At 62.1% G+C, this 23,129-nt stretch carries 23 protein-coding genes and 1 pseudogene; 16 read left to right on the forward strand and 8 right to left on the reverse strand.

Annotation, left to right across the window (positions count from 1 at the left end):
• The first annotated feature begins 207 nt into the window (after positions 1–207).
• The 12 genes and pseudogenes from frdA to FHU29_RS04510 all read left to right on the forward strand — a co-directional run bounded on the left by frdA (position 208) and on the right by FHU29_RS04510 (position 11,029).
• Positions 208–1,974, forward strand: a complete 1,767-nt coding sequence (gene frdA / locus FHU29_RS04455) for a fumarate reductase (quinol) flavoprotein subunit (RefSeq protein WP_064441582.1) — start codon at positions 208–210, stop codon at positions 1,972–1,974.
• A gap of 6 nt (positions 1,975–1,980) precedes the next feature.
• Positions 1,981–2,733, forward strand: a complete 753-nt coding sequence (gene sdhB / locus FHU29_RS04460) for a succinate dehydrogenase iron-sulfur subunit (protein WP_064441583.1) — start codon at positions 1,981–1,983, stop codon at positions 2,731–2,733.
• Positions 2,730–3,134 carry a fumarate reductase subunit C gene (locus tag FHU29_RS04465; RefSeq protein WP_064441584.1) on the forward strand — a complete coding sequence of 135 codons (405 nt, stop codon included), beginning with the start codon at positions 2,730–2,732 and terminating at the stop codon, positions 3,132–3,134. The genes sdhB and FHU29_RS04465 overlap by 4 nt, the downstream gene beginning before the upstream one ends.
• Positions 3,131–3,496 carry a fumarate reductase subunit FrdD gene (gene frdD / locus FHU29_RS04470; protein ID WP_064441585.1) on the forward strand — a complete coding sequence of 122 codons (366 nt, stop codon included), beginning with the start codon at positions 3,131–3,133 and terminating at the stop codon, positions 3,494–3,496. The genes FHU29_RS04465 and frdD overlap by 4 nt, the downstream gene beginning before the upstream one ends.
• 67 nt (positions 3,497–3,563) lie before the next feature.
• Positions 3,564–4,226: a TetR/AcrR family transcriptional regulator gene (locus FHU29_RS04475; RefSeq protein ID WP_341478962.1), complete on the forward strand. Its 663-nt coding sequence runs from the start codon at positions 3,564–3,566 to the stop codon at positions 4,224–4,226.
• A gap of 218 nt (positions 4,227–4,444) precedes the next feature.
• Entirely contained in the window at positions 4,445–5,659 is a 1,215-nt protein-coding gene (locus FHU29_RS04480; protein WP_064441586.1) for an acetyl-CoA C-acetyltransferase, read from the forward strand.
• Positions 5,659–6,416: pseudogene (locus tag FHU29_RS04485) on the forward strand (SDR family oxidoreductase). The gene FHU29_RS04480 and the pseudogene FHU29_RS04485 overlap by 1 nt, the downstream one beginning before the upstream one ends.
• Positions 6,413–7,399: an NADPH:quinone oxidoreductase family protein gene (locus tag FHU29_RS04490; protein ID WP_064441587.1), complete on the forward strand. Its 987-nt coding sequence runs from the start codon at positions 6,413–6,415 to the stop codon at positions 7,397–7,399. Before FHU29_RS04485 ends, FHU29_RS04490 begins: the two are co-directional and overlap by 4 nt.
• Before the next feature lie 46 nt (positions 7,400–7,445).
• Positions 7,446–8,204, forward strand: coding sequence for a 3-oxoacyl-ACP reductase FabG (gene fabG / locus FHU29_RS04495; RefSeq protein ID WP_064441588.1), 759 nt, complete (start codon positions 7,446–7,448; stop codon positions 8,202–8,204).
• 14 nt (positions 8,205–8,218) lie between these two features.
• The gene (locus tag FHU29_RS04500) at positions 8,219–8,671 is read left to right on the forward strand and encodes a MaoC family dehydratase (RefSeq protein WP_064441589.1); all 453 of its coding nucleotides are present in this window, start codon (positions 8,219–8,221) and stop codon (positions 8,669–8,671) included.
• A gap of 70 nt (positions 8,672–8,741) precedes the next feature.
• On the forward strand, positions 8,742–9,926 hold the full coding sequence (locus FHU29_RS04505; RefSeq protein ID WP_064441590.1) for an acyl-CoA dehydrogenase family protein: 1,185 nt from the start codon (positions 8,742–8,744) through the stop codon (positions 9,924–9,926).
• The gene (locus FHU29_RS04510) at positions 9,923–11,029 is read left to right on the forward strand and encodes an acyl-CoA dehydrogenase family protein (protein WP_064441591.1); all 1,107 of its coding nucleotides are present in this window, start codon (positions 9,923–9,925) and stop codon (positions 11,027–11,029) included. Before FHU29_RS04505 ends, FHU29_RS04510 begins: the two co-directional genes overlap by 4 nt.
• Before the next feature lie 96 nt (positions 11,030–11,125).
• Here the strand turns inward: FHU29_RS04510 and FHU29_RS04515 are convergent, their stop codons facing one another.
• From FHU29_RS04515 to FHU29_RS04540, 7 genes are all read right to left on the reverse strand, one after another.
• Positions 11,126–12,388: an acyl-CoA dehydrogenase family protein gene (locus tag FHU29_RS04515; protein WP_064441592.1), complete on the reverse strand. Its 1,263-nt coding sequence runs from the start codon at positions 12,386–12,388 to the stop codon at positions 11,126–11,128.
• Between the two features lie 90 nt (positions 12,389–12,478).
• The gene (locus FHU29_RS04520) at positions 12,479–13,318 is read right to left on the reverse strand and encodes an SDR family oxidoreductase (protein ID WP_064441593.1); all 840 of its coding nucleotides are present in this window, start codon (positions 13,316–13,318) and stop codon (positions 12,479–12,481) included.
• A gap of 11 nt (positions 13,319–13,329) precedes the next feature.
• Positions 13,330–14,334, reverse strand: coding sequence for an NADP-dependent oxidoreductase (locus FHU29_RS04525; RefSeq protein WP_064441594.1), 1,005 nt, complete (start codon positions 14,332–14,334; stop codon positions 13,330–13,332).
• Positions 14,335–14,405: 71 nt separating this feature from the next.
• Positions 14,406–14,528, reverse strand: a complete 123-nt coding sequence (locus FHU29_RS23015; protein ID WP_260152035.1) for a hypothetical protein — start codon at positions 14,526–14,528, stop codon at positions 14,406–14,408.
• 103 nt (positions 14,529–14,631) lie between these two features.
• Entirely contained in the window at positions 14,632–15,267 is a 636-nt protein-coding gene (locus FHU29_RS04530; protein ID WP_064441595.1) for a TetR/AcrR family transcriptional regulator, read from the reverse strand.
• 98 nt (positions 15,268–15,365) lie between these two features.
• The gene (locus tag FHU29_RS04535; protein ID WP_064441596.1) at positions 15,366–16,964 is read right to left on the reverse strand and encodes a BCCT family transporter; all 1,599 of its coding nucleotides are present in this window, start codon (positions 16,962–16,964) and stop codon (positions 15,366–15,368) included.
• Positions 16,965–17,061: 97 nt separating this feature from the next.
• Positions 17,062–18,534 carry a bifunctional phosphatase PAP2/diacylglycerol kinase family protein gene (locus FHU29_RS04540; RefSeq protein WP_232323037.1) on the reverse strand — a complete coding sequence of 491 codons (1,473 nt, stop codon included), beginning with the start codon at positions 18,532–18,534 and terminating at the stop codon, positions 17,062–17,064.
• A gap of 69 nt (positions 18,535–18,603) precedes the next feature.
• On the opposite strand from FHU29_RS04540, the gene FHU29_RS04545 reads away from it, so the two are divergent.
• The gene (locus FHU29_RS04545; protein ID WP_013807747.1) at positions 18,604–19,989 is read left to right on the forward strand and encodes an acyl-CoA dehydrogenase family protein; all 1,386 of its coding nucleotides are present in this window, start codon (positions 18,604–18,606) and stop codon (positions 19,987–19,989) included.
• A 3-nt stretch (positions 19,990–19,992) separates the two neighbouring features.
• On the opposite strand, the gene FHU29_RS04550 is transcribed toward FHU29_RS04545, so the two are convergent.
• The gene (locus FHU29_RS04550; protein ID WP_064441778.1) at positions 19,993–21,363 is read right to left on the reverse strand and encodes a WS/DGAT/MGAT family O-acyltransferase; all 1,371 of its coding nucleotides are present in this window, start codon (positions 21,361–21,363) and stop codon (positions 19,993–19,995) included.
• Positions 21,364–21,497: 134 nt separating this feature from the next.
• On the opposite strand from FHU29_RS04550, the gene FHU29_RS04555 reads away from it, so the two are divergent.
• From FHU29_RS04555 to FHU29_RS04565, 3 genes are all read left to right on the forward strand, one after another.
• On the forward strand, positions 21,498–21,968 hold the full coding sequence (locus tag FHU29_RS04555; RefSeq protein ID WP_064441597.1) for an SRPBCC family protein: 471 nt from the start codon (positions 21,498–21,500) through the stop codon (positions 21,966–21,968).
• Between the two features lie 5 nt (positions 21,969–21,973).
• Positions 21,974–22,303 carry an ArsR/SmtB family transcription factor gene (locus FHU29_RS04560; protein ID WP_064441780.1) on the forward strand — a complete coding sequence of 110 codons (330 nt, stop codon included), beginning with the start codon at positions 21,974–21,976 and terminating at the stop codon, positions 22,301–22,303.
• 115 nt (positions 22,304–22,418) lie between these two features.
• Positions 22,419–23,036 carry an IMPACT family protein gene (locus FHU29_RS04565; protein WP_064441598.1) on the forward strand — a complete coding sequence of 206 codons (618 nt, stop codon included), beginning with the start codon at positions 22,419–22,421 and terminating at the stop codon, positions 23,034–23,036.
• Positions 23,037–23,129 lie beyond the last annotated feature (93 nt).

Genomic DNA, 23,129 nt, shown 5'->3' on the forward strand with positions numbered 1-23,129 from the left:
GCGGGCGCAGTTACGCCGTGTCGGCGGGGCCGCCTGCGGTGAGGAGCTGCGCCGTACGCCCCTCCGGTTCCGTCAGCAGCCTGATTACCTGTACAGCCAATGCGGGCGGGCGTCTTTCTGAGAAGTCGATCAAGGAGTACTCTTGTGATCTAGATCACTAGCTAATGCCGAGGTCGCAGGGTCCCAGCCAAGGTGCGGAGGTGGCGGATGGCGTCAGGACCAGTTGCAGCGCACGATGTCGTGATCGTGGGAGGCGGCGGTGCTGGCTTGCGCGCAGCCATTGCGATCGCGGAATCTGATCCCAGCCTGAGCATCGCGATCGTGTCGAAGGTGTACCCCATGCGGAGTCACACTGTGTCGGCGGAGGGTGGTGCCGCTGCGGTCGCAGGTGACGACGACACGTTCGACGAACACGCGTACGACACCGTCTCAGGCAGCGACTGGCTCTGTGACCAGGATGCGGTGGAAGCTTTCGTTGTCGAAGCGCGGCGCGAAATGCTGCAACTCGAACACTGGGGGTGTCCGTGGAGCCGTCGCGACGATGGCCGGATCGCGGTGCGCGCCTTCGGCGGCATGAAGAAGAAGCGCACCTGGTTCGCGGCCGACAAAACTGGGTTCCACCTGCTGCACACCCTGTTTCAAACAGCTCTGTCTTACTCGGAGCTTGTCCGGTACGACGAATGGTTCGCGACGAAACTCTTGGTCGACGACGGCAAGGTCCGAGGGGTCGTCGCGATCGAACTTGCCACAGGCCGTACCGAAACGATCCTCGCGAAATCCGTCATCGTGTGCACCGGCGGGTGTGGCAGAGTCTTCCCCTTCACGACGAACGCAGCCATCAAAACAGGTGACGGGATGGCTCTCGCGTACCGGGCCGGGGCAGCGCTGAAAGACATGGAGTTCGTGCAGTACCACCCAACTGGACTGCCGTTCACCGGGATTCTCATCACCGAAGCGACCCGCGCCGAAGGCGGATGGCTACTGAACAAGGACGGCTACCGGTATCTCCAGGACTACGACCTCGGGAAACCAACGCAGGAGCCGGTGCTGCGCAGCATGGAACTCGGGCCGCGAGACCGGCTTTCTCAGGCGTTTGTGCACGAAATGGAGAAGGGCCGGACGATCGACACGCCCTCCGGTCCAGTGGTGCACTTGGATCTGCGGCACCTTGGCGAAAGCCTGATCAATCTCAAACTCCCGTTCGTGCGGGAGCTGTGCACCAATTACCAGAACATCGATCCAGTGCATGAACTGATCCCGGTCCGTCCCGTCGTGCACTACATGATGGGCGGCATCCATACCGACATCAATGGCTACACGGGAATGCCAGGGTTGTATGCGGCGGGCGAAGTCGCGTGCGTCAGCATCAACGGCGCCAATCGGCTTGGTTCCAATTCGCTTCCTGAACTGCTGGTATTCGGTGCGCGTGCGGGAGCCGCCGCAGCGGAATACGTGCGCACACAGGGCGTTGGCGGACCAGGGGGAGCGACAGCGGCGGTGGAGGCTCAGGGACGTGATGAGCAGCAGCGCCTTGAACGTGAACTCGCCGCCCGTCAGGAGCCGAGCAAGTACCGGATCGCGGATATCCGCGTTGCCATGCAGGACACGATGGAGGCAGGGGCAGGGATTTACCGCGACGAAGAATCGATGCGCGCGGCGGCGGACAAGCTGAAAGAACTGCGCGAGCAATTCGGGCACGCTGGTATCGACGACCACAGCCGCACTTTCAACACGGACCTTATCGCCAGCCTCGAACTCGATGGGATGCTCGACGTCGCGGAATGCATTGTTGCGTCGGCCCTGCGCCGGGAGGAGTCCCGTGGCGCTCATCAGCGCACGGACTATCCGAAGCGTGATGACGAGCGCTACCTCGCACATTCGGTCGTCAATCTCGACAATGACGGCCCCCAGGTGTCTTACCAGCCAGTGACGATCACCCGTTGGCCACCAGCGGAACGGGTGTATGGGAGGTGATGAACCGTGGCGGACACCATCACCGTGGAGGTCTTCCGCTTTCGGCCTGAGCAGGAGCCTGCCCCGGTTTTCGACAGTTACGATGTGCCGCTCCGCAAAGAGTGGGCGGTGCTCGACGCGCTGAACCACATCAAAGACCAGATCGACGGGACGCTGTCGTACCGCTGGTCGTGCCGGATGGGTATCTGCGGCAGCTGCGGAATGACCGTCAACGGTGAACCGAAACTGTCGTGCTCCGCGTTTCTCGTGGACTATGCGCCCGGTCCCGTTCGCGTCGAACCCCTGCAGAACTTCCCGGTAATCCGGGATCTTGTCGTCAACATCGACGATTTCATGGAGAAACTTCCCACCGTTAAACCGTGGCTGGTGCGGAAGTCCGACGAGTCACCGGAGGAGATCGAGGACACTGAGTACCTCCAGAGCCCCGAACAACTCGAGGACTACAAGAAGTACAGCATGTGCATCAACTGCATGCTCTGCTATTCGGCGTGCCCGGTATACGCGCTGGAACCCGAGTTTCTCGGGCCCGCCGCGATCGCGCTCGGACAGCGGTACAACCTCGACTCGCGTGATGAAGGAGCCGAGGACCGCCGGGACGTTCTTGCGTCAGCCCAGGGCGCGTGGGCGTGCACTCTGGTCGGCGAGTGCAGCGTCGCGTGCCCCAAGGGGGTTGACCCGGCCGGCGCAATCCAGCGCTACAAACTAACGGCCGCGTCGCAGTCCGTGAAAGACCTGCTGATGCCGTGGGGGAAAAAATGACCGCCCCGCCCCCGCAGGCGAGCAGTCAGTACCGGCCGTCGCTGCCGCTGCTCTGGTGGACGAAACGACGGACGTATTTCGTTTTCGCGATGCGTGAGCTGTCGTGCGTGTTCGTCGCCTGGTTCGTGGCGTTCATGGTGATGCTCATCCATGCGGTGGGGCAGGGACCCGCCAGGTACGAGGATTTCCTCGACCTGGCGGGACGCCCCTGGGTGGTGGTAATCAACGTCCTCGCTCTCACGTTTCTCATCGTGCATGCGGTCACGTGGTTTCAGCTCGCTCCGAAGGCCATGGTCGTGAAAGCGGGACCACAACAGGTGCCGCCCGCGGCGATCATGGGCGCCCATTTCGCGGGCTGGCTGATCATTTCGCTCATCGTTATGTGGGTGGTCCTGCGATGATTCCGCCAGTTGAGAATCGGCGCGCACGGTGGGAACCCATAGCGTGGTTGTTGTTCAGCGCGGGCGGCATGTCGGCTGCCCTGTTTCTGCCGGTGCTGGTACTTCTGTTTGGTGTGCTGGCACCACTCGGCGTCATCTCACCTAGCCATGAGCACCTGTACGCGGTGCTGAGCAACCCGCTGACGATGCTGGTGCTGTTCGGCGTGCTTTCGCTTTCCGCGTTCCACTGGGCTCACCGGTTCCGCCACATCATGATTGACGGTTTCCGGTTGCGTCCGCTGGCAGGTGTCATCAGCATTGCCTGCTACGGCACCGCCGCGATCGGAACGGTTGTGATAGGTGCCGTGATTCTGCAGGTGTGATTTGTGGTGCAATCCGGCTGTTAGGGTACAGAAGTAACCTGGAGCCGGACGCACCGAGTGAGCGTAAGTGACCACCGAAAATGACACCGAGAACGGTCAGTCCGGCCGTCTCGCGCCTAAAAGCAAGCGCGGCATGCGGACGAGAAATGCTCTCATTGCGGCTGCGCAAACGGTATTCGAGCGGGATGGCTTTCTCGAAGCGCGCATCACGGATATCTCAAAGGAAGCACATGTAGCGTCGGGTTCGTTCTACACCTACTTCGACAGCAAGGAAGAGATTTTCGCTGCGGTTGTGGAGCAGATGCAGGAAGAGATGCTTCACCCACATGTGCGCGAACGTACTGGCGTGAGTGACCCACGGATTCTTATTGAGGCAGCGAACCGCGAGTACCTGCAGTCTTACCGGAGAAATGCGCGGCTGATGGCGGTCTTCGAGCAAGTCGCGCAAATTGACGATGAGTTCCGCGCACTGCGTCGTGATCGATCAAACGCCTTTGTCGAGCGCAACGCCCGGATGATCAAGCGGCTTCAGGAGCAAGGCCTGGCCGATCCGGACCTGGACCCGAATGTGACGGCACTTGCACTGTCGTCGATGGTCAGCAAGACCGCGTACTCGGTATTCGTCCTGGACGCTCAGGCGCCCTTCGACCAGGTGCTGTCGACAGTGAATCAGATCTGGATCAACGCGCTTCAGTTGAAGCCGGAAGCTGACAAAGGGCAACAGGTCTAGTAAGCATTTCGGCGGCTCAATTGATCATCTCTTTGCCCGTTATGTGGGCACCATTCCCCGTACGCAAATTCAATTCACACCGGAATGCACGCTAGACCTGTTGGTGATGTGAGTCACACTAATGCTTTTGTGTCCGAGCAGTCTTGACAGTCGGACTCTGCACGGTCACCGTGGACATAGTTATAAGCAAGCGCTTAGTTAGTGATGGAGGAAGGTCTATGCCCGAAGCTGTAATCGTCTCGGTTGCGCGGTCGCCGATTGGCCGTGCACACAAGGGATCACTGAAGGACATGCGGCCAGATGACCTTGCTGTGCAGATGGTGCGGGCCGCGCTGGAAAAGGTCCCTGCACTGGATCCGGTGCACATCGAGGATCTGATTCTGGGGTGTGGTCAGCCAGCCGGAGAACAGGGCCACAACCTCGGGCGTGCGGTGGCTGTCCTGTCGGGACTGGACCAGGTTCCGGGCACGACGGTCAACCGATACTGCTCGTCTAGCCTGCAGACCACCCGAATGGCGCTGCACGCCATTAAGGCTGGCGAAGGTGACGTATTCGTTTCTGCCGGCGTCGAAACCGTCAGCCGCTACACCCAGGGCGTCGCCGACGTGCCGGGTACGGAGAACCCGCTCTTTGCAGACGCGCAAAGTCGCACCGAGAAGTTCGCTGCCGGCGGCGAGAGGTGGGCTGACCCACGTGAGCACGGCCAGCTCCCCGACCTTTACATCGCGATGGGCCAAACTGCCGAGAACGTTGCGCAGTACAAGGGCGTGACCCGCGCCGAACAAGACGAGTTTGGTGTACGCAGCCAGAACCTCGGAGAGAACGCGATCACTAACGGTTTCTGGGAGCGAGACATCACACCCATCACGCTTCCTGACGGCACCGTCATCTCCACCGACGACGGCCCCCGCGCCGGTGTCACCCTGGAGAAGGTGTCCGAGCTCAAGCCGGTGTTTCGTCCCGACGGTACCGTTACCGCGGCCAACTGCTGCCCCCTCAACGATGGGGCCGCGGCGGTGGTCATCATGTCCGGCACAAAGGCTGAGGAACTCGGCATCGCCCCGTTGGCCCGCGTCGTTGCGACCGGAGTATCGGGACTCTCCTCCGAGATCATGGGACTCGGCCCTGTCGAGGCTTCCAGACAGGCGTTGCGACGGGCCGGTATGACGATCGGTGACATCGACCTCGCGGAGATCAACGAGGCATTCGCCGCCCAGGTAATCCCGTCCTACCGCGACCTCGGCCTCGACATCGACAAACTCAACGTCAACGGCGGCGCAATCGCGGTCGGACATCCATTCGGTATGACGGGTGCCCGCATCACCAGCACACTGATCAACTCACTTCAGTTCCACGACAAGCAGTTCGGCCTGGAAACGATGTGCGTCGGCGGGGGACAGGGAATGGCCATGATCCTGGAAAGAATGTCCTGATGAGCGGGCGTTTCGAGGGCAAATCAGCAATCGTGACGGGTGCCAGCCGCGGCATAGGACTGGCTATCGCGCAGCGCCTGGTCAAAGATGGCGCGCGAGTATGCGTCACGGCACGCAAGCAGGACGCACTTGACGAGGTCGTCACGCAGCTAGGCGGGCCGCAAAAAGCGATCGCGGTTGCCGGGCGAGCAGATGACATCGAACATCAATCAAACGCGGTCAAGCAGACGATCGAAACGTTCGGCAGCGTGGACATGCTCATCAACAACGCCGGGATCAACCCGGTGTATGGGCCAATGATCGACTTGAACCTTGACGCCGCGCGCAAGACTGTCGAAGTGAACTGTCTCGCCGCGATCTCTTGGGTGCAGCAGGCGCACCTCGCATGGATGGGCGAGCACGGCGGCGCCATCGTCAACGTCGCTTCCGTCGCCGCGATCAAGCCTGCTCCAGGAATCGGTTTCTATGGAGCAACGAAGGCGATGCTCAAGTACATAACTGAAGAACTAGCCGTCGAGCTGGGCCCGCACATCCGAGTCAACGCGGTCGCGCCTGCCGTCGTGAAGACCCAATTTGCGACCGCACTGTACGAGGGCAGGGAAGAAAACGTTGCACAGGCGTATCCGCTCAAGCGTCTCGGAATTCTGAGGACATCGGTGGCGTTACGGCGTTCCTCCTATCTGACGATGCTGCGTGGATGACGGGCCAGACCCTCGTCGTCGACGGTGGCGTTACCCTGACCGGGGGCATCGAATGAAGGCGTGGCAGGTGACGGAACTCGGTGAGCCGGCCCGTGTTCTCCGCCTCGCCGACGTGCCGGACCTGCAGCCCGGTCCTGGCCAGCTCGTCGTGCGGGTGCGCGGTGCCGCAGCCAACTTCCCGGACGTCCTGATGTGCCGCGGGCAATACCAAGTGAAACCGCCGCTTCCGTTCACTCCAGGCGTCGAACTGTGTGGTGAGGTTGTCGCAGCAGGTGACGGCGTGTCCGGACTCGGCGCGGGAGACAGGGTTCTCGGGAGTCCCGCACTGCCTCATGGTGGATTCGCGGAGTTCGCGGTGATGGATGCGAACGATGCCTTCCTGGCGCCCGATTCGCTGAACGATGCAGAAGCCGCGAGCTTCTATATCGGTTATCAAACAGGCTGGTTCGGCCTGCACCGGCGTGCAAACCTCCAGCCAGGGGAGACACTCCTGGTCCATGCAGCGGCGGGTGGCGTTGGCAGCGCCGCAATCCAATTGGGGAAAGCCGCCGGAGCTCGCGTCATCGGTGTCGCAGGCGGGCCCGACAAGGCTGAAGTTGCTCGTGCGCTCGGTGCAGACATTGTCATCGATCGGCGCGAAAGCGACTTCGTCGAGGTCGTCAAAGAAGCGACCGACGGGCGTGGCGCCGACGTCATCTACGACCCGGTCGGCGGCGACGTGTACCAGCGGTCCACGAAGTGCATCGCGTTCGAAGGACGCATCGTCGTCGTGGGATTCGCTGGCGGACAGATCCAGTCGGCAGCGCTGAACCATGCACTGATCAAGAACCATTCGATCGTCGGGCTGCATTGGGGTCTCTACACGGAGTACGACCGCAAGAGAGTCCTGGAGTGTCACGACGCACTGACCCGGCTCGCGGCGGACGGGGCCGTCAAACCTCTCGTCAGCGAAGAGCTTCCGCTGGAGAAGGTAGCCGACGGGGTACAGCGACTCGCAGACGGCACCACAGTCGGGCGGGTCGCGTACGTAGCTCAGTAGTCCCACGGCGCTTAACCACCTATCACTTCGAGAAGGAGCAGAAACAATGACCACACAGCAGCGCACCGCGATCGTGACCGGAGCTGCCCGCGGTATCGGTGCAGCCACCGCGAAGAGACTCGCCGAAGACGGTTTCGCAGTTGCTGTCGTCGACCTGGATGAGACTGCCTGCAAGCAGGTCGTCGCGGGGATCGAGTCCGCTGGCGGCCGGGCGCTGGCAATTGGTGCTGATGTCTCGGACGAGGAGGCTGTGAATGAAGCGGTGTCACGCGTCGCCGCCGAACTCGGCAACCCGAGCGTGCTCGTGAATAACGCTGGAATCATTCGCGACAACATGCTGTTCAAAATGACGACCTCCGACTGGGACGCCGTGATGGATGTGCACCTGCGCGGATCATTCCTGATGACGCGTGCAGTGCAGAAGTACATGACGGACGCGAAGTGGGGCCGCATCGTCAACCTATCGAGCACCTCCGCTCTCGGTAACCGCGGACAGGCCAACTACTCTGCCGCTAAGGCGGGCCTGCAAGGCTTCACGAAGACCCTTGCGATCGAACTAGGCAAGTTCGGCATCACAGCCAATGCGGTCGCGCCAGGCTTCATCGAAACCGATATGACCGCAGCCACGGCGGAGCGTATCGGCGTGTCCTTCGAGGACTTCAAGCAGTCAGTAGTCGCGCAAATCCCCGTCGCACGCACGGGAAAGCCCGAAGATATCGCTAACGCGGTGTCCTTCTTCGCCAGCGACGCGTCGGGTTATGTCTCGGGCCAGGTGCTGTACGTCGCCGGTGGTCCTACCAACTGAACCCAGGAGTCACGATGAAGGTTTTCAACGGCGTCGCCGAACTCGAAACTGCCGTGGGTACGCACCTCGGCTACAGCGACTGGCACACGATTACACAAGAGCAGATCAATCTGTTCGCCGATGCGACAGGCGACCATCAGTGGATCCACGTCGACCCAGAAAAAGCTGCGGACGGGCCGTTCGGGTCGACGATCGCGCACGGGTATCTCACGTTGTCTCTCATCCCGAAGCTGGTGTGGCAGGTCTACACCGTCGAGGGAGTGAAAATGGGAATCAACTATGGCACCAACAAGGTGCGATTCCCGTCTGCAGTGCCCGTCAACAGCAGGGTGCGCGCAGGAGTGGAGCTTCTCGGTCTGACAAAGACGAGTATCGGCGTTCAGGTCAGTGCGCGAGTCACGATCGAGCTCAGCGGGGCGGACAAACCCGCGTGCGTTGCCGAGACCCTGTCGGTCGCAGTGCCATGACATCGCAAAGTCGAACCAATCATCGCGGCGGGAATCGCCGCCCGAAACACGATTGAAAGACAGGAAAATAATGACTGACGATATGCGGGGAGAGCTTTCCGCCCGCGTAGAGAAGCTCCTCTCCGACGCGCACCCCGACACAGTGGGTGAATTGGAGTATCTGCGAGCTCGTTTCGACACCGGGCTCGCCTGGGTCCACTTCCCCGAAGGATTAGGCGGACTGGGGATCCCGCGCGCCTACCAGGAATACGTTGACGATCTCCTCACCGCCAGTGGCGCGGCGAATGACCCCTCCCGGAACACAATCGGCCTCGGGATGGCGGCGCCTACCATCCTCGCCTACGGAACCGACGAGCAGAAGCAACGTTTTCTGCGCCCCTTGTGGACCGGCGAGGAAATCTGGTGCCAGCTCTTCAGTGAGCCCGGTGCGGGCTCTGACCTCGCAGGACTCGCAACTCGTGCGGTACGTGACGGCGACGATTGGGTGGTCAATGGACAGAAAGTGTGGACATCGAGCGCACACCTCGCCCAGTGGGCGATCCTCGTCGCACGCACCGATCCATCGGTGGCGAAACACGCGGGAATGACCTATTTTCTCTGCGATATGACGGATCCGGGTGTTGACGTTCGTCCACTCCGACAGATCACCGGTGAAGCGGAGTTCAACGAGGTCTTTCTCACGAACGTTCGGATCCCGGACGCACACCGTCTCGGGAACGTCGGCCAGGGCTGGGAAGTGGCGAACGCGACGCTGATGAACGAACGCGTCGCCATCGGCGGAAATGCGAGGCCCCGTGAGGGTGGCATGATCGGGATCGTCTCGGAGCTGTGGCGCGCTCGCCCTGAGTTGCGGACACCGGACAAACAGGAGCAGCTCCAGCGACTCTGGGTGGACGCGGAAGTCGCACGGCTCGCCGGGAATCGTTTGCGGCAGAAGCTGATTGCCGGGCAGCCAGGACCAGAGGGGTCCGCGATGAAACTCACCTTCGCGCGGCTCAACCAGCAACTCAGCGGACTCGAGGTCGAACTTCTCGGCGAGGAAGGGCTTCGCTACGACGACTGGACGATGCGCCGCCCCACGCACGTGAGCATGACCGGGCGCGACGCCGGCTACCGGTACCTTCGCGCGAAAGGCAACTCGATCGAGGGCGGAACGTCGGAAGTGTTGCGCAACATCGTCTCTGAACGCGTCCTCAAGCTGCCTTCTGAGCCGCGATCGGACAAAAACATCCCCTGGAAGGAGCTGCCGCGATGAGCGCGGAACTCGATCTGCTGTATACCGACGTTGAGGAAGCGCTGCGCGATAGCGTCCGCCGCGTACTGACTAAGCGGTGCGGCCCCGACAGAGTCGCCGAAGTGTATGACACGGGCAGCACAACTGACGATGCGGCGTGGCAGGTGCTCGCGTCAGATCTGGGTCTCGCAGCACTCCTCGTCAGTGAGGAAAATGGCGGCGCTGGTGCGAGCGCTCGCGAAGCCGCTGTGGTGCTCGAAGAACTCGGTCGGGCGGTCGCGCCGGTGCCGTTCCTCACCAGTTCGGTTATCGCGACCACCGTGCTCGAAAAGCTCGGCGCGGCGGACCTTCTCGAGCAGCTTGCAAATGGCGAAAAGACTGCGGCGCTGGTGCTGCCGTTCACAACGGGACCGGACGGATTCACAACAGCTGTTTCGGTATCGGGCGCCGGCGAGCTTTCCGGGACTGTCACAAGCGTCGCGGGTGCGCTCGCGGCTGACGTTCTCATCGTCCCCGTTGCGAGCCAGGGAGGTCTGGATCTGTTCGAAGTGCCTGCTGATGACGCACGCATCACTGCTGTGTCTTCGCTGGACATGACACGGCAGATCGCCGATGTCGAACTGATTGGGGTGGCCGGGACGCGGCTCGCGACCGGTGCCGAAGCGTCAAATGCGGTGCAAGCGGGGCTAGAAACCGGGGCAGCGCTGCTAGCGTCGGAGCAACTCGGTATCGCTCAGTGGTGCCTGGACGCCACCGTCGAGTACTTGAAAGTGCGTAAGCAGTTTGGGCGGGTAGTCGGCGGATTCCAGGCCCTGAAGCATCGCCTGGCGGATCTTTATGTCATGGTCGAATCTGCCCGCGCGGCAGCACGTTACGCGGCAGCGTCTGTGGCAGCTCAAGACCCGGACAGTGCAGTGGCAGCGTCGCTGGCGCAAGCCTATTGTTCGGACGTCGCGGTGTTCGCGACCGAGGAATGCGTGCAACTCCACGGTGGTATCGGCATGACATGGGAGCATCCGGCGCACCTGTACCTCAAGCGAGCTAAGGCGAGCCAGATCGGTCTGGGCACTCCGGGGATGCACCGCAAGCGGCTGGCTGAGCTTGTCGATCTCCCTGCGGCATAGGGGGAGTGCTCCTCAGGCACGTTCAAACCTGAACAAATCTGACTCCCACAAGCAATGGGGTGTCCACGCTGTCGTGGACACCCCATCGGTCGCCGATCATGCCTTCGCGGCGAGTTGTGCCGCGGAAGCAGGGGAGTGGCCGTTGGTGCTGCCAGTGCGGTGCTTACGCAGCTCCTGCCTGGCAATGGCGCGCTTGTGTACTTCGTCGGGTCCGTCGGCCAGGCGCAGCGTACGCAGGTGGGCGTACGCGCTGGCGAGTGGGAAGTCGTCGGTGACCCCGCCGCCGCCGTGGACCTGGATCGCACGGTCGACGATTTTAAGCGCGATCTGCGGCGCAGCAACTTTGATTGCGGCAATTTCGGTGCGTGCGGCCTTGTTGCCGACGGTATCCATCATCCATGCCGCCTTGAGCGTCAGCAGCCGGATCATCTCGATCTCGATACGCGCTTCGGCGATCCAGTCCTGGATGTTCGCGCGTTCACTGAGCTTCTGACCGAAAGTGACGCGCGACTCGGCCCGCGTGCACATTAACTCAAGCGCACGCTCGGCTATGCCGATGGTGCGCATGCAATGGTGGATGCGTCCTGGGCCAAGACGGGCCTGGCTGATCGCGAATCCCTCACCTTCGCCTTTGAGGACATCAGATGCCGGCACAATGACATCTTTGAAGTCGATTTCGGCGTGGCCTTCACGGTCCTCGTAGCCGAAGACGGGGAGGTTGCGCAGCACTGTGATGCCAGGCGCATCGATAGGTACCACCATCATCGACTGCTGGCGGTGCAGTTCGGCGGCTGGGTCTGTTTTGCCCATTACGATCAGTACGCGACAATTCTTGTGCATCGCGTTAGATGCGAACCATTTGCGGCCATTAAGAACGTAGTGATCACCGCTGCGTTCCATACGGAGTTCGATGCTCGTAGCATCCGAGCTGGCTACGGCGGGTTCAGTCATCGCAAAGGCTGAGCGAATCGTGCCGTCGAGAAGTGGCCTGAGGTATTTCTCTTTGTGCTCGTCGGTACCGAAGAGGGTCAGGACCTCCATGTTTCCAGTATCCGGTGCATTGCAATTGCAGGCCTCGGAGGCAATCTCGCTGCGGCCCATAATTTCTGCGAGCGGCGCGTACTCGTAGTTCGTTAACCCGGGTCCCCATTCGGGGTGGGGGTGGAAGAGATTCCACAGACCGCGTGCGCGGGCTTCCCTCTTGAGTTCCTCGAGGATCGGGGGATGGAAATGTGGGTCCCCGGACTCGCGCCTTTGCTCGTGGTAGATAGCCTCAGCTGGGTAGATGTGCTGGTCCATGAACCTGAGGAGATCCTTCCGGTACTTTTGTGCGCGGTCGGAGAGTTTGAAGAATTCCATGGAAACTCCTGTGTGAAAGCAGTGGGCGGGTGGGGGCTGTGCGTGGTCAAACACCGCCGAAGTCGAAAGGGACGGCGCTAGGCGTTCGGTTCACGCGACCGCTTCCTGGTAGCGGCGCATCCCGCGGATCCATCGGTCGTAGTCAGATGTTTTGCGCTGGAAGAAATCCAGTACCTCTGGGTGGGGGAGGATCAAGAAACGTTCATCGCGGATCGCGTCGAGCACGATGCCGGCGACTTCCAGCGGCTCAAGTACCGTGCCGGCCTCAGTCACCGCTTTCGCGGACACCTGTGCGACTGCGCCCGCGGAGTTGCCGTCGCCACCAGTGAGCATGTCGGTGTTGACGCCCATGGGGCAGAGGCAGCTTACCTTGATACCCTGTTTTCCGTACGTCACCGCAAGCCACTCCGCAAACGCGACCGCGCCGTGCTTCGATACGGCGTAGGTGGCCGAACCGAGTTGAGTGATGAGCCCCGCCGCGGAGGCGGTGCTGACGAAGTATCCGCCGCCACGCTCGATCCAGCGGGGGACTAGGAGTCGCGCGGCACGGACGTGGCCCAGGACATTCACCTGGATCGCCTGCCCCCATTCGTGCTCGGACGCGTCAAGACCCACTCCGCCGCCGACACCAGCATTCGCGAAGAACATCTCGACAGGGCCGAACTGCGATTCAGTTTCGGCGATAAGTGAACTCAAGTCGCGTTCGCTGGACGCGTCACCCGCCTGAGCGAAAATGGCTCCCGGGTGATCCTGGGTGAGGCGCGCCGCCGTCGATGCGAGTTTGTCAGCATTGACGTCGGTGATCGCGACGCGTGCGCCGTTCTGCGCTAGCCGCTGAGCGAGAGCCGCGCCAATGCCGCCTGCCGCGCCGGTGACTACTGCTACCCGACCCGTCGCTGTACTTTTAGCCGCTGCGCCGCTGAACTCCATGTCGTACTCCCTTATAGGCGAATGAGCATCTTGCCGGTGTTAGCTCCGCGAAGAAGGCCGAGGAAGGCGTCCACGGCATTGTCGATTCCTTCCGCGACGGTTTCCGGGGTGCGCAACGAACCGTCACCGATCCAGCTGGATGCGAGGCCGGTAAAGTCCGCAGCCAGATCTTTGTGGTCGCTGACGATGAATCCACGCACTGTGAGCCGCTTGCTGATGACCTGCATCAGGTTGTCGGGTCCCGGTCCGGCGGCGGCGTCGTTGTAGTGGGAGATAGCTCCGCACATCGCGATGCGCCCGTTGTCTCGCATCGTGGCGATGGCTGCCCGAAGGTGCTCACCGCCAACGTTGTCGAAGTAGACGTCGATGCCGTCTGGTGCCGCTTCGCGCAGGTGTTTGTCGAGATTGCCCGCCCGATAGTCGATTCCGGTGTCAAAGCCGAAATCCGAGACTAGGCGCTGGGCCTTTGTGGGGCCGCCCGCTGAGCCGATTACTTTCGCTGCGCCGAGATGCCTCGCGATGCGGCCCGCGACAGTGCCGACGGCGCCGGCAGCGGCGGAGATAAACACGACATCGCCGTCGCGGACCGGGGCGATCCGGGTAAGACCCGCATAAGCGGTAAGCCCTGGCATGCCGGCCGGGCCGAGATAGGTCTGCAGCGGAACGGCCGAGCCGTCCACTTGCTGGACGTGAGGGGCGTCGACGAGTGCGTACTCGCGCCAGCCCGCGAAATGCAGGACTGTCGCGCCGACCGGGACGTCGCCAGCTCTGGACTCGATGACGGTCCCAACTGCGCCGCCTTCTAGCGGCGCGTTCAGCTGAAACGGGGCCACATACGACTTCACATCGTTCATGCGGCCGCGCATGTACGGGTCGACGGAAAGCCAGTTGTTGCGTACGAGTACCTGACCGTCGGAGGGGCTGCGGACCTCCGACGTGACAAGTGTGAAATTCTCGGGCGCGGGTTCTCCGGAGGGACGGGATACGAGATGAACTTCGCGGCTTGTGACAGCCATGCGAAACCTCCACTGCGAATCGGGGACCGCGGCGCCCATTGGGTTCAGGCCCGCGATATTGTGCCTCAACCTTAAATGAAGTTGACGTCGGATTCAATGTAAGTGAGCCGCTTAGTCGTCACGATCACGGTAGCGCTGCTGCCCGTTTGCTCATACGCGAGTTCGTCGGCGCGGAACTTAGGATTAACCGGCACGCTCAGTGGCGTGGAATGACGCCCGTCAAGGGATCCTCATGTCGCCATGATGATTGGGTTCGGGGTCATGACGCTCGCGGCGATGAGGAGATACGGGTCGACCTCACGCGTCAGCCGGGTTCCGCTGGTCGCGGTACCCCAGCATCCGCAACGCCAGGTCCCGGTAGTGTCCCGCGATCGCCTGCGGACTCCATTGGCCTTCATCGCGATACCATCGGGCTACATCTAGCCCGAGGGAGAGAAGCGCGAGAGTCGTCATGCGGGGGTCGCCGGTATGGAAATCCCCGGTGGTCACGCCGGCGCTGACGATTTCCCTGACATGACGTTCGATTTCCCGCCGGATCCCCGCAATTTCGTTTAAGTGCTCAGGGCTAAGCGCGGCGAGTTCATAGTTCACGATGCGCGCTGTGGTGTGATTACGGGCGTGGTGCTCAGTGAAAGCACTGATCACTGCGGTCAGTTGGTCGACTGGATTCTCCGAGGCTGACAGTGCGTTCTTAACCAGGCGCAGCGTCGCATGATGACCCGCTCGCGATATCAAATAGAGCAGGTCTTCTTTGGACTTGTGGTGAATGTAGAGGGCGGCCGGACTCATGCCCGCACGCGTAGCGATGTCGCGCGTCGTGGTGCCATGAAAGCCCTTGTCAGCGAAGGCTTCGACTGCGGCGGCGAAGAGGCGCTCGCGGGCGTCCGTCGCCGGCGAAGCTGCACCCACACCGTTCTCAGTCGCGCGGCTCATCACACCTCCTCGCCCCAGTCCGAAACGCTCATGACCCGCGCCTTACGGATCATGAGCGTTCGCTTATTTTGACGTCAGGATACGCCAAAAAGGGCGGGCTACTCCTCCAGATCCTGCTGCACGCGGTACTTCGCGTGTTGCCTTTCCCGGATTGGACGCCCGGTGACGACGTGATCCTCTCTGAGCGCTTTCACGAGGTTGAACATCGTGAAGAAGCCGATGAGGAAGAACGGCAACCCTATTACGGTGATCACCTGCTGTAAGGCCGTCAGCCCGTCGGTACCTGCCGCGGCAGCCAGGAGCGTCGCCGCCACAAGACCTTCGGCAGCGGCCCAGAACACCCGCTGCCGCGTGGGCCCAGCACCGATGTCACCGGTGCAGAGCATGTCAACGACCAGCGATGCCGAGTCCGAGGACGTTGTAAAGAAGATCACCACGATAAGTACCGAGATTGCTGCCACTAAAGTCGTGGCGGGGAAGTTTTCGAGGAAACTGAACAACGCCCCGGGAATGTCACCTTCGTCGACCACCTCCTGAACGAGGTTGCCGTCGCGGTTGCGCTCGATGTCAAAGGATGACAGTCCGAACACGCTGAACCAGATGATGGTGAACGCGGTGGGGAGGCCAAGCACGCCACCGACGAATTGGCGGATTGTGCGGCCCCGCGAGATACGCGCAATGAAGATGCCGACGAATGGCGCCCACGTGATGGTCCAGGCCCAGTAGAAGACAGTCCAGCTTCCCTGCCATCCAGGGTTGACGTCGGCGGCGTCAGTCCAGAACGCGAGCGGCACGATCCATTTGAGGTAGGTGCCGGTGGTTTCGATGATCCCTTTGAGGAGGTACAGCGTGGACCCGGCGAAGAGGATGAATACCAGCAGCCCGATTGCCATGGTGATGTTGATGTTCGATAGTCGTTTGATGCCTTTGTCGAGGCCAGCAACAACAGACGCAATCGCGATCAGAGTGATGACGGTAATCAGAATGACTTGGACGAGTTTGCTTTCCGGGATCCCGAAAAGCGAGTTCAGGCCGGCATTGATTTGCAGAGTTCCCAGACCGATGGACGTCGCGACACCAAACAGGGTTCCTAACACTGCGAGAACGTCGATGCTCTTCCCGATGGGGCCGTGGATCTTGTCCCCGAGCATCGGGTGGAAGATCGAACTGACGCGCATGGGCAGCCCGCGTTTGTAGACGAAATAGGCGAAGGCGAGCGCCGGCAAGCAGAAGATCGTCCACGTGTGCAGCCCGAAGTGGTACAGCGTGAACGCCATTGCCTCTTCTTCGGCTGCTAGCGATTCGGGGACAACGTCCGCACGCGGCGGGTTCGCGTAGTGGCTGATCGGCTCCGCGACCCCCCAGAACATGAGAATCGTGCCGATGCCGGCCGCGAACAGCATCGCGAACCAGGTGGCCGTGTTGTATTCCGGTTGTTCCTCATCACCACCGAGCTTGACGTGCCCGTATCTGCTGATCGCGATCCAGATCAAGAACAGCAGAAATGACGTCACACCAAGGATGTAGAACCAGCCCAGGTTGGCGAGAATCCAGTCCTTGACGTTCTCGAACACCGCGTCGACCGTGCTGGTGAACAAGATTGCGATGAGAACGAAACCGACCGTGATGGCTGCGGACACAAAGAAGATGATCGGATCCGTCCGAAGACCGAAAAGGTCGTGAAACTTCTTGAGCATGATGCTTCTCCTGCCGTGACGTTCGGGAAGCTATCTCCGTGATCTTGCCACTCCCAGAACATGTACGCGCGCCGAATGGCAGGGATCCGCTATATTTTTACGTCCTGTTTTGTGCATATAACGTCAGTGAACAATGGCGTGCACGGAACCTGAATCGAGTGCCCTGCGCGAGCGGATCGCCGTCGAGTGCCAGCGGAACGTCATCTCCCAGGATCGTGACGTTGAGCCGCGCGAGGCGGTCACGACGGTGCACAGGGCTTTTCCCTAGAGTCCCGGTCAGTACTGCGTAGAGCGCGCGAAGATAGGACAGGCGCAGATCCGCGCGGATCCGGCGGACGTCGAGTTTGCCTTCAGCCAGGCTGGTGCGCCCGACGGGAATCCGGTCCGCGGGAGCGTAACCGCCGTTCCCGACGAACAGCAGCCGCAGCGTTGTCTTTCTGCCGTTGATGTTGGCTCGCAAAGGTGGGGACGTGGCGATTTCGCGGACCATCGCGGCAACCAGCGGGATCCATTTTCCGGCGATGCGCTGCCACTTCTTACGAGTCTGCAGGGCCGACGGGTAGCCGCCGATGCTCGCCGTGTTGATGAACGTGATGGGCGTTCCGCCATCGACGGCGACGTCGGCGGTGTCAATGCAGTACGCGGAACCTTCCTCGACGGCGGCGGCGACGACGTCGACATCAAACGCCCCGGTGTCGAGGGCAAAGTGGTTCAGCGTCCCGCCGGGAAACACCGCAAGCGGCAGGCTGGTTTCCAGCGCAGCAGCGGTCACGGTGCGCACTGTTCCGTCGCCGCCGCACACGCCGAGCGCTTTCGGATCGGCGGACTGGATCAGCGTGACGAGTTCGGCGTGCGTCTCGGGCAGCGAATCGCGGAGCGGTATTTCGCTGAATTTGGCGTCCGGCAGGCGTTCGCGCAGAGCCTCAAGCAGAGGCGACGCTCCCCGCCCAGACTCTGGGTTGTACAGAACGATCAGTCCGTCGCCTCTGGGAAGCGCGGGTGCCGGAGCGGTCTCGGCGGGAAGAGCCGGGTCACCGCTGGCGCTAGCCCACCAGCGCCGGGTAGCGAGTGCCGTCGCGCTGCCAACCGCGACGCCCGCAAGGACGTCGGAGGGCCAATGCACGCCGGTGTGCACGCGCGAGTACGCGACGGCGGCAGCGAGCGGGGTTACGACTAGCCCCGCCGACTTCGATTCGAGGAACACGCCCGTCGCGTACGCGCCGGCGAGCGCGGAATGGCCGGAGGGAAAGGACGATGAGCGCGGCACGTCGAAGGTTCGGCGGGCAAGGGGAACCGCGTCCGCGGGGGGACGATGGCGCGGGAAGGTCCACTTCAAAGCGGCATTAGCGAGAAGGCTGCTGAGCGACACGGATACCAGGCCGCGCACCGCGGCGCGCCGGTAAGGACCGCCCAAACCGTAGAGGATCGCGGAAGTGCCTATCCACAGCATTCCCCGGTTCGCGGACCGGCTCAGCCCCGCCATCACAACGTCGACCGAAGAGGGCCCCCAGCGCGCGGTGCGCTCGACAAGATATCGGTCTGCCGCTGTGACACGGAAGGCGGGCTGCATCTTCATAGCGTAGGCGTGAATAGAAACTTTGGTCAGCGGGTAACCCATTAAGGGACTTACGGAGGCGCAATGAGTTTTGATCTATCCCTGACCGGTGCACAGCAAGACCTCGTGGAACGTACCCACGCGTTCGCGGAGGACGTGATCCGGCCCGTCGCAGCCAAATATGACAAGGAACAGGCGTTCCCCTGGCCGGTTCTGGAGAAAGCCGCGGAGGCGGGCTTTTACGGCCCTCTCTTCTACCGTGACCTGATCGGCGATCCAACTGGGCTTTCGCTGCCTCTGTTCATGGAGGAACTGTTCTGGGGATGTGCGGGAATCGGGCTCGCGGTCGTGATGCCTGCCCTTGCCCTCTCGTCGATCGGGCAGGCGGCGACCCCCGAGCAGATGCTGCGGTGGGCGCCGGAGTGTTTCGGCACCCCGGGTGACCTCAAGCTGGCGGCGCTGTGCGTCTCTGAACCTGAAGGTGGCAGCGACGTCCGCAACCTGCGTACGACTGCGAAGCGGGATGGCGACCACTGGATTATCGACGGTCACAAGATGTGGATCGGTAATGGCGGAATCGCAAACGTGCATGTCGTCAATGCGACCGTCGACCCTGATCTGGGGCACCGCGGTCAAGCACTCTTCATCGTTCCGGGTGACACGCCTGGCATCGAACTCGTCCGTAAACTCGACAAACTCGGCTGCCGCGCGTCGCATACTGCGGAGCTGCGCTTTCACGGCTGCCGCATCCCGGCGGATCACTTGCTCGGTGGGGACGAGAAGCTGAACAAGAAGCTCGAACGGGCGCGCGCGGATGCCGAATCGCAGTCGGGCAAGCGGAAGTCGTCGACTCTCGGCACGTTTGAGCAGACTCGTCCAATGGTTGCGGCGCAGGCGCTCGGCATCGCGCGGGCGGCGCTGGAGTTCGCGACGGAGTACGCGAATCGGCGGGAAGCGTTTGGCGCGCCGATCATTGATAACCAAGGGGTCTCTTTCCCGCTCGCTGATATCGCGACGCAACTCGATGCTGCGCGATTGCTGACGTGGCGGGCGTCGTGGATGGGTGCCAACGGTGTGCCGTTCCAGCATGCGGAGGGCTCGATGTCGAAGCTCGCTGCGAGCGAAATCGCTGTCCGTGCGACGGAACAGGCGATTCAGACTTGTGGTGGCTGGGGCTATATCACCGACAACCCGGTGGAGAAGTGGTACCGGGACGCGAAGCTGTACACCATTTTCGAGGGGACCAGCGAGATCCAGCGCATGGTGATCGGCAAGTCTTTAGGCGCGGCGGACGGCGCCCCTCCTCTGCATTTCGACCTGCCCGTTGATGGTGGACAGCTGAATCGGCAGTTCGGCCGGGGCACCCCGCTGCGTACGCGACTTGGACAAGCAGCGCTGTCCGCTAAGGATCGCGTTCCCGCTCCTGCGCTGCGTGCCGCGATGAAGTTCCTTACCCCGCCGAATAGGTGACGGCTACACACCCGCGGCGTTCTCAAGCGCGGTAAGGGATTCGTCGAGGTAACGCAACAGGTGCTGGAGGTGTGGCACTGACTGACGGCACCCGAGAATGCCGAAGTCGAGGGAATCTCCGTTGCTGGTCAGCGTGATGTTCAGGGCTAGTCCGTCCATGACGATCGAAGCGGGATAGATGCCGTCGAGCCGGGCACCGTTCCAGTACAACGGTTTCTTGGGGCCAGGCACGTTCGAGATGACAACGTTGAAGGAGGGCGGGGTGATGCCAGCGAGCCCCGAGGCGCTAGTCAGGCCGAACGGACCCGCAAGCGTCGCACCGAGCGCGATTGCCTGAAGTGGGGAGAGGCCGGACATCATTTCCTTCGCCTGTCCCATCGACCTTCTGATCGCCTTCATTCGTGCCAGCGGATCGTCTTCGTCAGTGCCGAGACTGGTCATCACCAGAGAGACGGCATTACCGCCGTCGCGCTCTCCGGTGAGCGCGTGCAGTGACACCGGCACGAACGCGATGAGCGGCTTGTCGGGGAGTGCGTTCTGCGAGATGAGGTATTCGCGCAGCGCGCCGCCGCACATTCCCAGAACGACGTCGTTAAGGGTGCACCCAAGCTCCGACGCAACACCCTTCAGCCGCGCGATCGGCCATGATTGCGCCGCGAAACGCCGGGCGCCACCGATCGGCACGTTGAACATGGATCGGGGTGCGCGCAAGGGGAGTGGGATATCGCGCTCACGCATGATCTGGCGCCCGATGCGGTACGCGGCGGGAACTGAACCTGCGACCTCACCTGTCAGGCTGAGCCCGGTTTTCGCGAGTGACAGCGGATTCATGCTGCGGCCAGGCTTCGATCGCCGCGGTGACCGTGGAGCGAAAGGGGCCGCGAGATGTTCGTCAGCCGGGTCGTCGGACAGACTGTTCTGCAGAAGGCGCAGTGCTGAGACACCGTCGACGAGTGCGTGGTGAATTTTCGTGTACACCGCGAGCCGCCCATCCGAAAGGCCCTCGACGATGTTCATTTCCCACAACGGCCGGTGCCGGTCAAGAAGCGCGGAATGCCAGAGCGAAGCGGCTTCGAAGAGTTCCCTGATCCGGCCCGGCCGGGGGAGCGCGGAGAGGCGGACGTGGTATTCGAGATCGACGTCAGCGTCTTCGATCCAGGTGAGATTTCTCAGCGTGTTGAGCGGGGTCCCCGGGCGCCGGCGGAATGTCGACGATATTTCAGGTGCGCTGATCAGTTCAGTGTGCAGTTGGCGGGCGAAGTCGTCACCCGCGCCGTCTGGGAGGGTGAACAGCTCAAGCCCTCCGACATGCATGGGATGTTCCCGGGATTCGAGCCCAAGGAAGATGAAGTCGTTCGGTGCCATGAGCCGCATGGTCAGAGTGTAAGCCGGATCACAGAGCCATCGCACTTAAAGGCAGCCAATCCCGAAAGTGCAACTAGATGGTTGCGGCAACCGGGAGAGTGTGCAACCATCTAGTTGCAGCAACCAAACGCTTTGGAGGAAAGATGAACACTGACCTTGACCGCATCGAACGTCAGATTGATATCGAGGCCCCGGCCAGCCGTGTCTGGACGCTGATCTCAGAACCCGGCTGGTTCATCAACGACGGCGCCATCGTCGAGCATAAAATCGATCAGAATGGCGACGTGAGCGTCGTCCACGACCCAGTCCACGGTGCATTCTCGTTTCAGACCGTAGAGCTTGTAGAGCCCAGATATGCCGCGTTCCGGTGGCTCGGCGGGGACGCTGGCTCGACGCTCGTCGAGTTCTGGATCGACGAGCGAAACGACGGAAGCGTGTCGCTCCGCGTGGCCGAAAGCGGCTTCTCCACACTTACGGTCTCTGAAGAGGAGCGGCGCAGGAAGATCGACGACAACACGGAAGGCTGGGAAACTGAACTCGCCGCTGCGCGTTCGTACCTGACCCCTTCGGTGCGGGAACCAGCAACCGCAGAACGAGCAGCCGGGCGGGGATGAATCGGATGCCGTCCTCAACCTTCGCTCCGGCGTTCGCGGCGCTGGGCGACGAGACCAGGTGGAACATCCTGGTTCGTCTCGGCGAGGCGCCAGCATCCGCATCCACGCTAGCCGGTGAATTCCCCATCAGCCGCCAGGCCATCGTCAAGCATCTCGAAATTCTGCGCACGGCTGGGCTCGCCGAAGCCGAGAAGCGCGGACGCGAGATGATATACAGCCCGTTGGGATCTCGGATCAGCACGCTGGGCCGGGATCTCCAGCGGATCGCGGACAGCTGGGATCAGCGACTGGCACGGATCAAGGCGGTCGCGGAATCCGGAGAGCGCCCGGAGTGACGCACATCGTTTCCACGGCACACCGTCTCTCCCGGCCACACACCCCTGCAGCGGGTGTGTGGCCGGGAGAACGGGTGTGTGATGAGGTCAGGGCGGGGCCATTACACTGATCGCGATGCTGTATTCGCTGTCCAGCGGTGACCGGCCTCGCGTCGAGACCGAAATTAAGCGTTCCAGATTCATCGCCGAGTTACGCCGCGCGGACGATGTAGACGCCGCGATGCGCCTGGTGACGGATGCGCGCGCGGAGCACTCCAGTGCCCGGCATCACTGCTTCGCGTGCATCATCGGCGATGAGGGGGAGTCTCGAGTCGAAAGGTCCAGCGACGATGGGGAACCGGGCGGCACGGCGGGTATCCCCATGCTGCAGGTTCTCAAAGCACGCGACCTGGTGAATGTCGCTGTCGTGGTGAGCAGGTATTTCGGCGGGGTGAAGCTGGGGGCGGGCGGACTGGTCCGGGCGTACTCGGGTGCTGTCTCCGCCGCGGTCGACGCCGCCAACCTCGTACCGAGGACTCGATACGAGACGTTCTTGCTCGTCGTCGAGCACGCCCAAGCCGGCCGGCTGGAGGCGGAGCTGCGTGGCCGCGGGATCGACGTGTCCCACGTCGACTACGCGGAACAAGCGACCCTCACTCTCACGTCCAATGAGCCGGAACAACTCGCGTCGACAGTCGCCGAGCTCACCGGGGGACATGGCGAGCTGCTCCCTGCCGGACATATCTGGAAATAGGTCGTGCATGGATGGCGATTGCGCTGCGGCAGTGGCCCTCTCCTTCCACTAGCCGCAGCGTTCTCGCCTCCCCGTGGACGCCTTCCTCTCGCG

The sequence above is a fragment of the Hoyosella altamirensis genome (genome assembly GCF_014191505.1).
GTDB lineage: Bacteria > Actinomycetota > Actinomycetes > Mycobacteriales > Mycobacteriaceae > Hoyosella > Hoyosella altamirensis.

Excerpts from the sequence above, each read along its gene's own strand:
- frdA (WP_064441582.1), top strand. The coding sequence starts at position 208 with ATGGCGTCAGGACCAGTTGCAGCGCACGATGTCGTGATCGTGGGAGGC.
- FHU29_RS04465 (WP_064441584.1), top strand. The coding sequence starts at position 2,730 with ATGACCGCCCCGCCCCCGCAGGCGAGCAGTCAGTACCGGCCGTCGCTG.
- frdD (WP_064441585.1), top strand. The coding sequence starts at position 3,131 with ATGATTCCGCCAGTTGAGAATCGGCGCGCACGGTGGGAACCCATAGCG.
- FHU29_RS04480 (WP_064441586.1), top strand. The coding sequence starts at position 4,445 with ATGCCCGAAGCTGTAATCGTCTCGGTTGCGCGGTCGCCGATTGGCCGT.
- FHU29_RS04490 (WP_064441587.1), top strand. The coding sequence starts at position 6,413 with ATGAAGGCGTGGCAGGTGACGGAACTCGGTGAGCCGGCCCGTGTTCTC.
- fabG (WP_064441588.1), top strand. The coding sequence starts at position 7,446 with ATGACCACACAGCAGCGCACCGCGATCGTGACCGGAGCTGCCCGCGGT.
- FHU29_RS04500 (WP_064441589.1), top strand. The coding sequence starts at position 8,219 with ATGAAGGTTTTCAACGGCGTCGCCGAACTCGAAACTGCCGTGGGTACG.
- FHU29_RS04505 (WP_064441590.1), top strand. The coding sequence starts at position 8,742 with ATGACTGACGATATGCGGGGAGAGCTTTCCGCCCGCGTAGAGAAGCTC.
- FHU29_RS04510 (WP_064441591.1), top strand. The coding sequence starts at position 9,923 with ATGAGCGCGGAACTCGATCTGCTGTATACCGACGTTGAGGAAGCGCTG.
- FHU29_RS04515 (WP_064441592.1), bottom strand. The coding sequence starts at position 12,388 with ATGGAATTCTTCAAACTCTCCGACCGCGCACAAAAGTACCGGAAGGAT.
- FHU29_RS04520 (WP_064441593.1), bottom strand. The coding sequence starts at position 13,318 with ATGGAGTTCAGCGGCGCAGCGGCTAAAAGTACAGCGACGGGTCGGGTA.
- FHU29_RS04525 (WP_064441594.1), bottom strand. The coding sequence starts at position 14,334 with ATGGCTGTCACAAGCCGCGAAGTTCATCTCGTATCCCGTCCCTCCGGA.
- FHU29_RS04530 (WP_064441595.1), bottom strand. The coding sequence starts at position 15,267 with ATGAGCCGCGCGACTGAGAACGGTGTGGGTGCAGCTTCGCCGGCGACG.
- FHU29_RS04535 (WP_064441596.1), bottom strand. The coding sequence starts at position 16,964 with ATGCTCAAGAAGTTTCACGACCTTTTCGGTCTTCGGACGGATCCGATC.
- FHU29_RS04540 (WP_232323037.1), bottom strand. The coding sequence starts at position 18,534 with ATGCAGCCCGCCTTCCGTGTCACAGCGGCAGACCGATATCTTGTCGAG.
- FHU29_RS04545 (WP_013807747.1), top strand. The coding sequence starts at position 18,604 with ATGAGTTTTGATCTATCCCTGACCGGTGCACAGCAAGACCTCGTGGAA.
- FHU29_RS04550 (WP_064441778.1), bottom strand. The coding sequence starts at position 21,363 with ATGCGGCTCATGGCACCGAACGACTTCATCTTCCTTGGGCTCGAATCC.
- FHU29_RS04555 (WP_064441597.1), top strand. The coding sequence starts at position 21,498 with ATGAACACTGACCTTGACCGCATCGAACGTCAGATTGATATCGAGGCC.
- FHU29_RS04560 (WP_064441780.1), top strand. The coding sequence starts at position 21,974 with ATGCCGTCCTCAACCTTCGCTCCGGCGTTCGCGGCGCTGGGCGACGAG.
- FHU29_RS04565 (WP_064441598.1), top strand. The coding sequence starts at position 22,419 with ATGCTGTATTCGCTGTCCAGCGGTGACCGGCCTCGCGTCGAGACCGAA.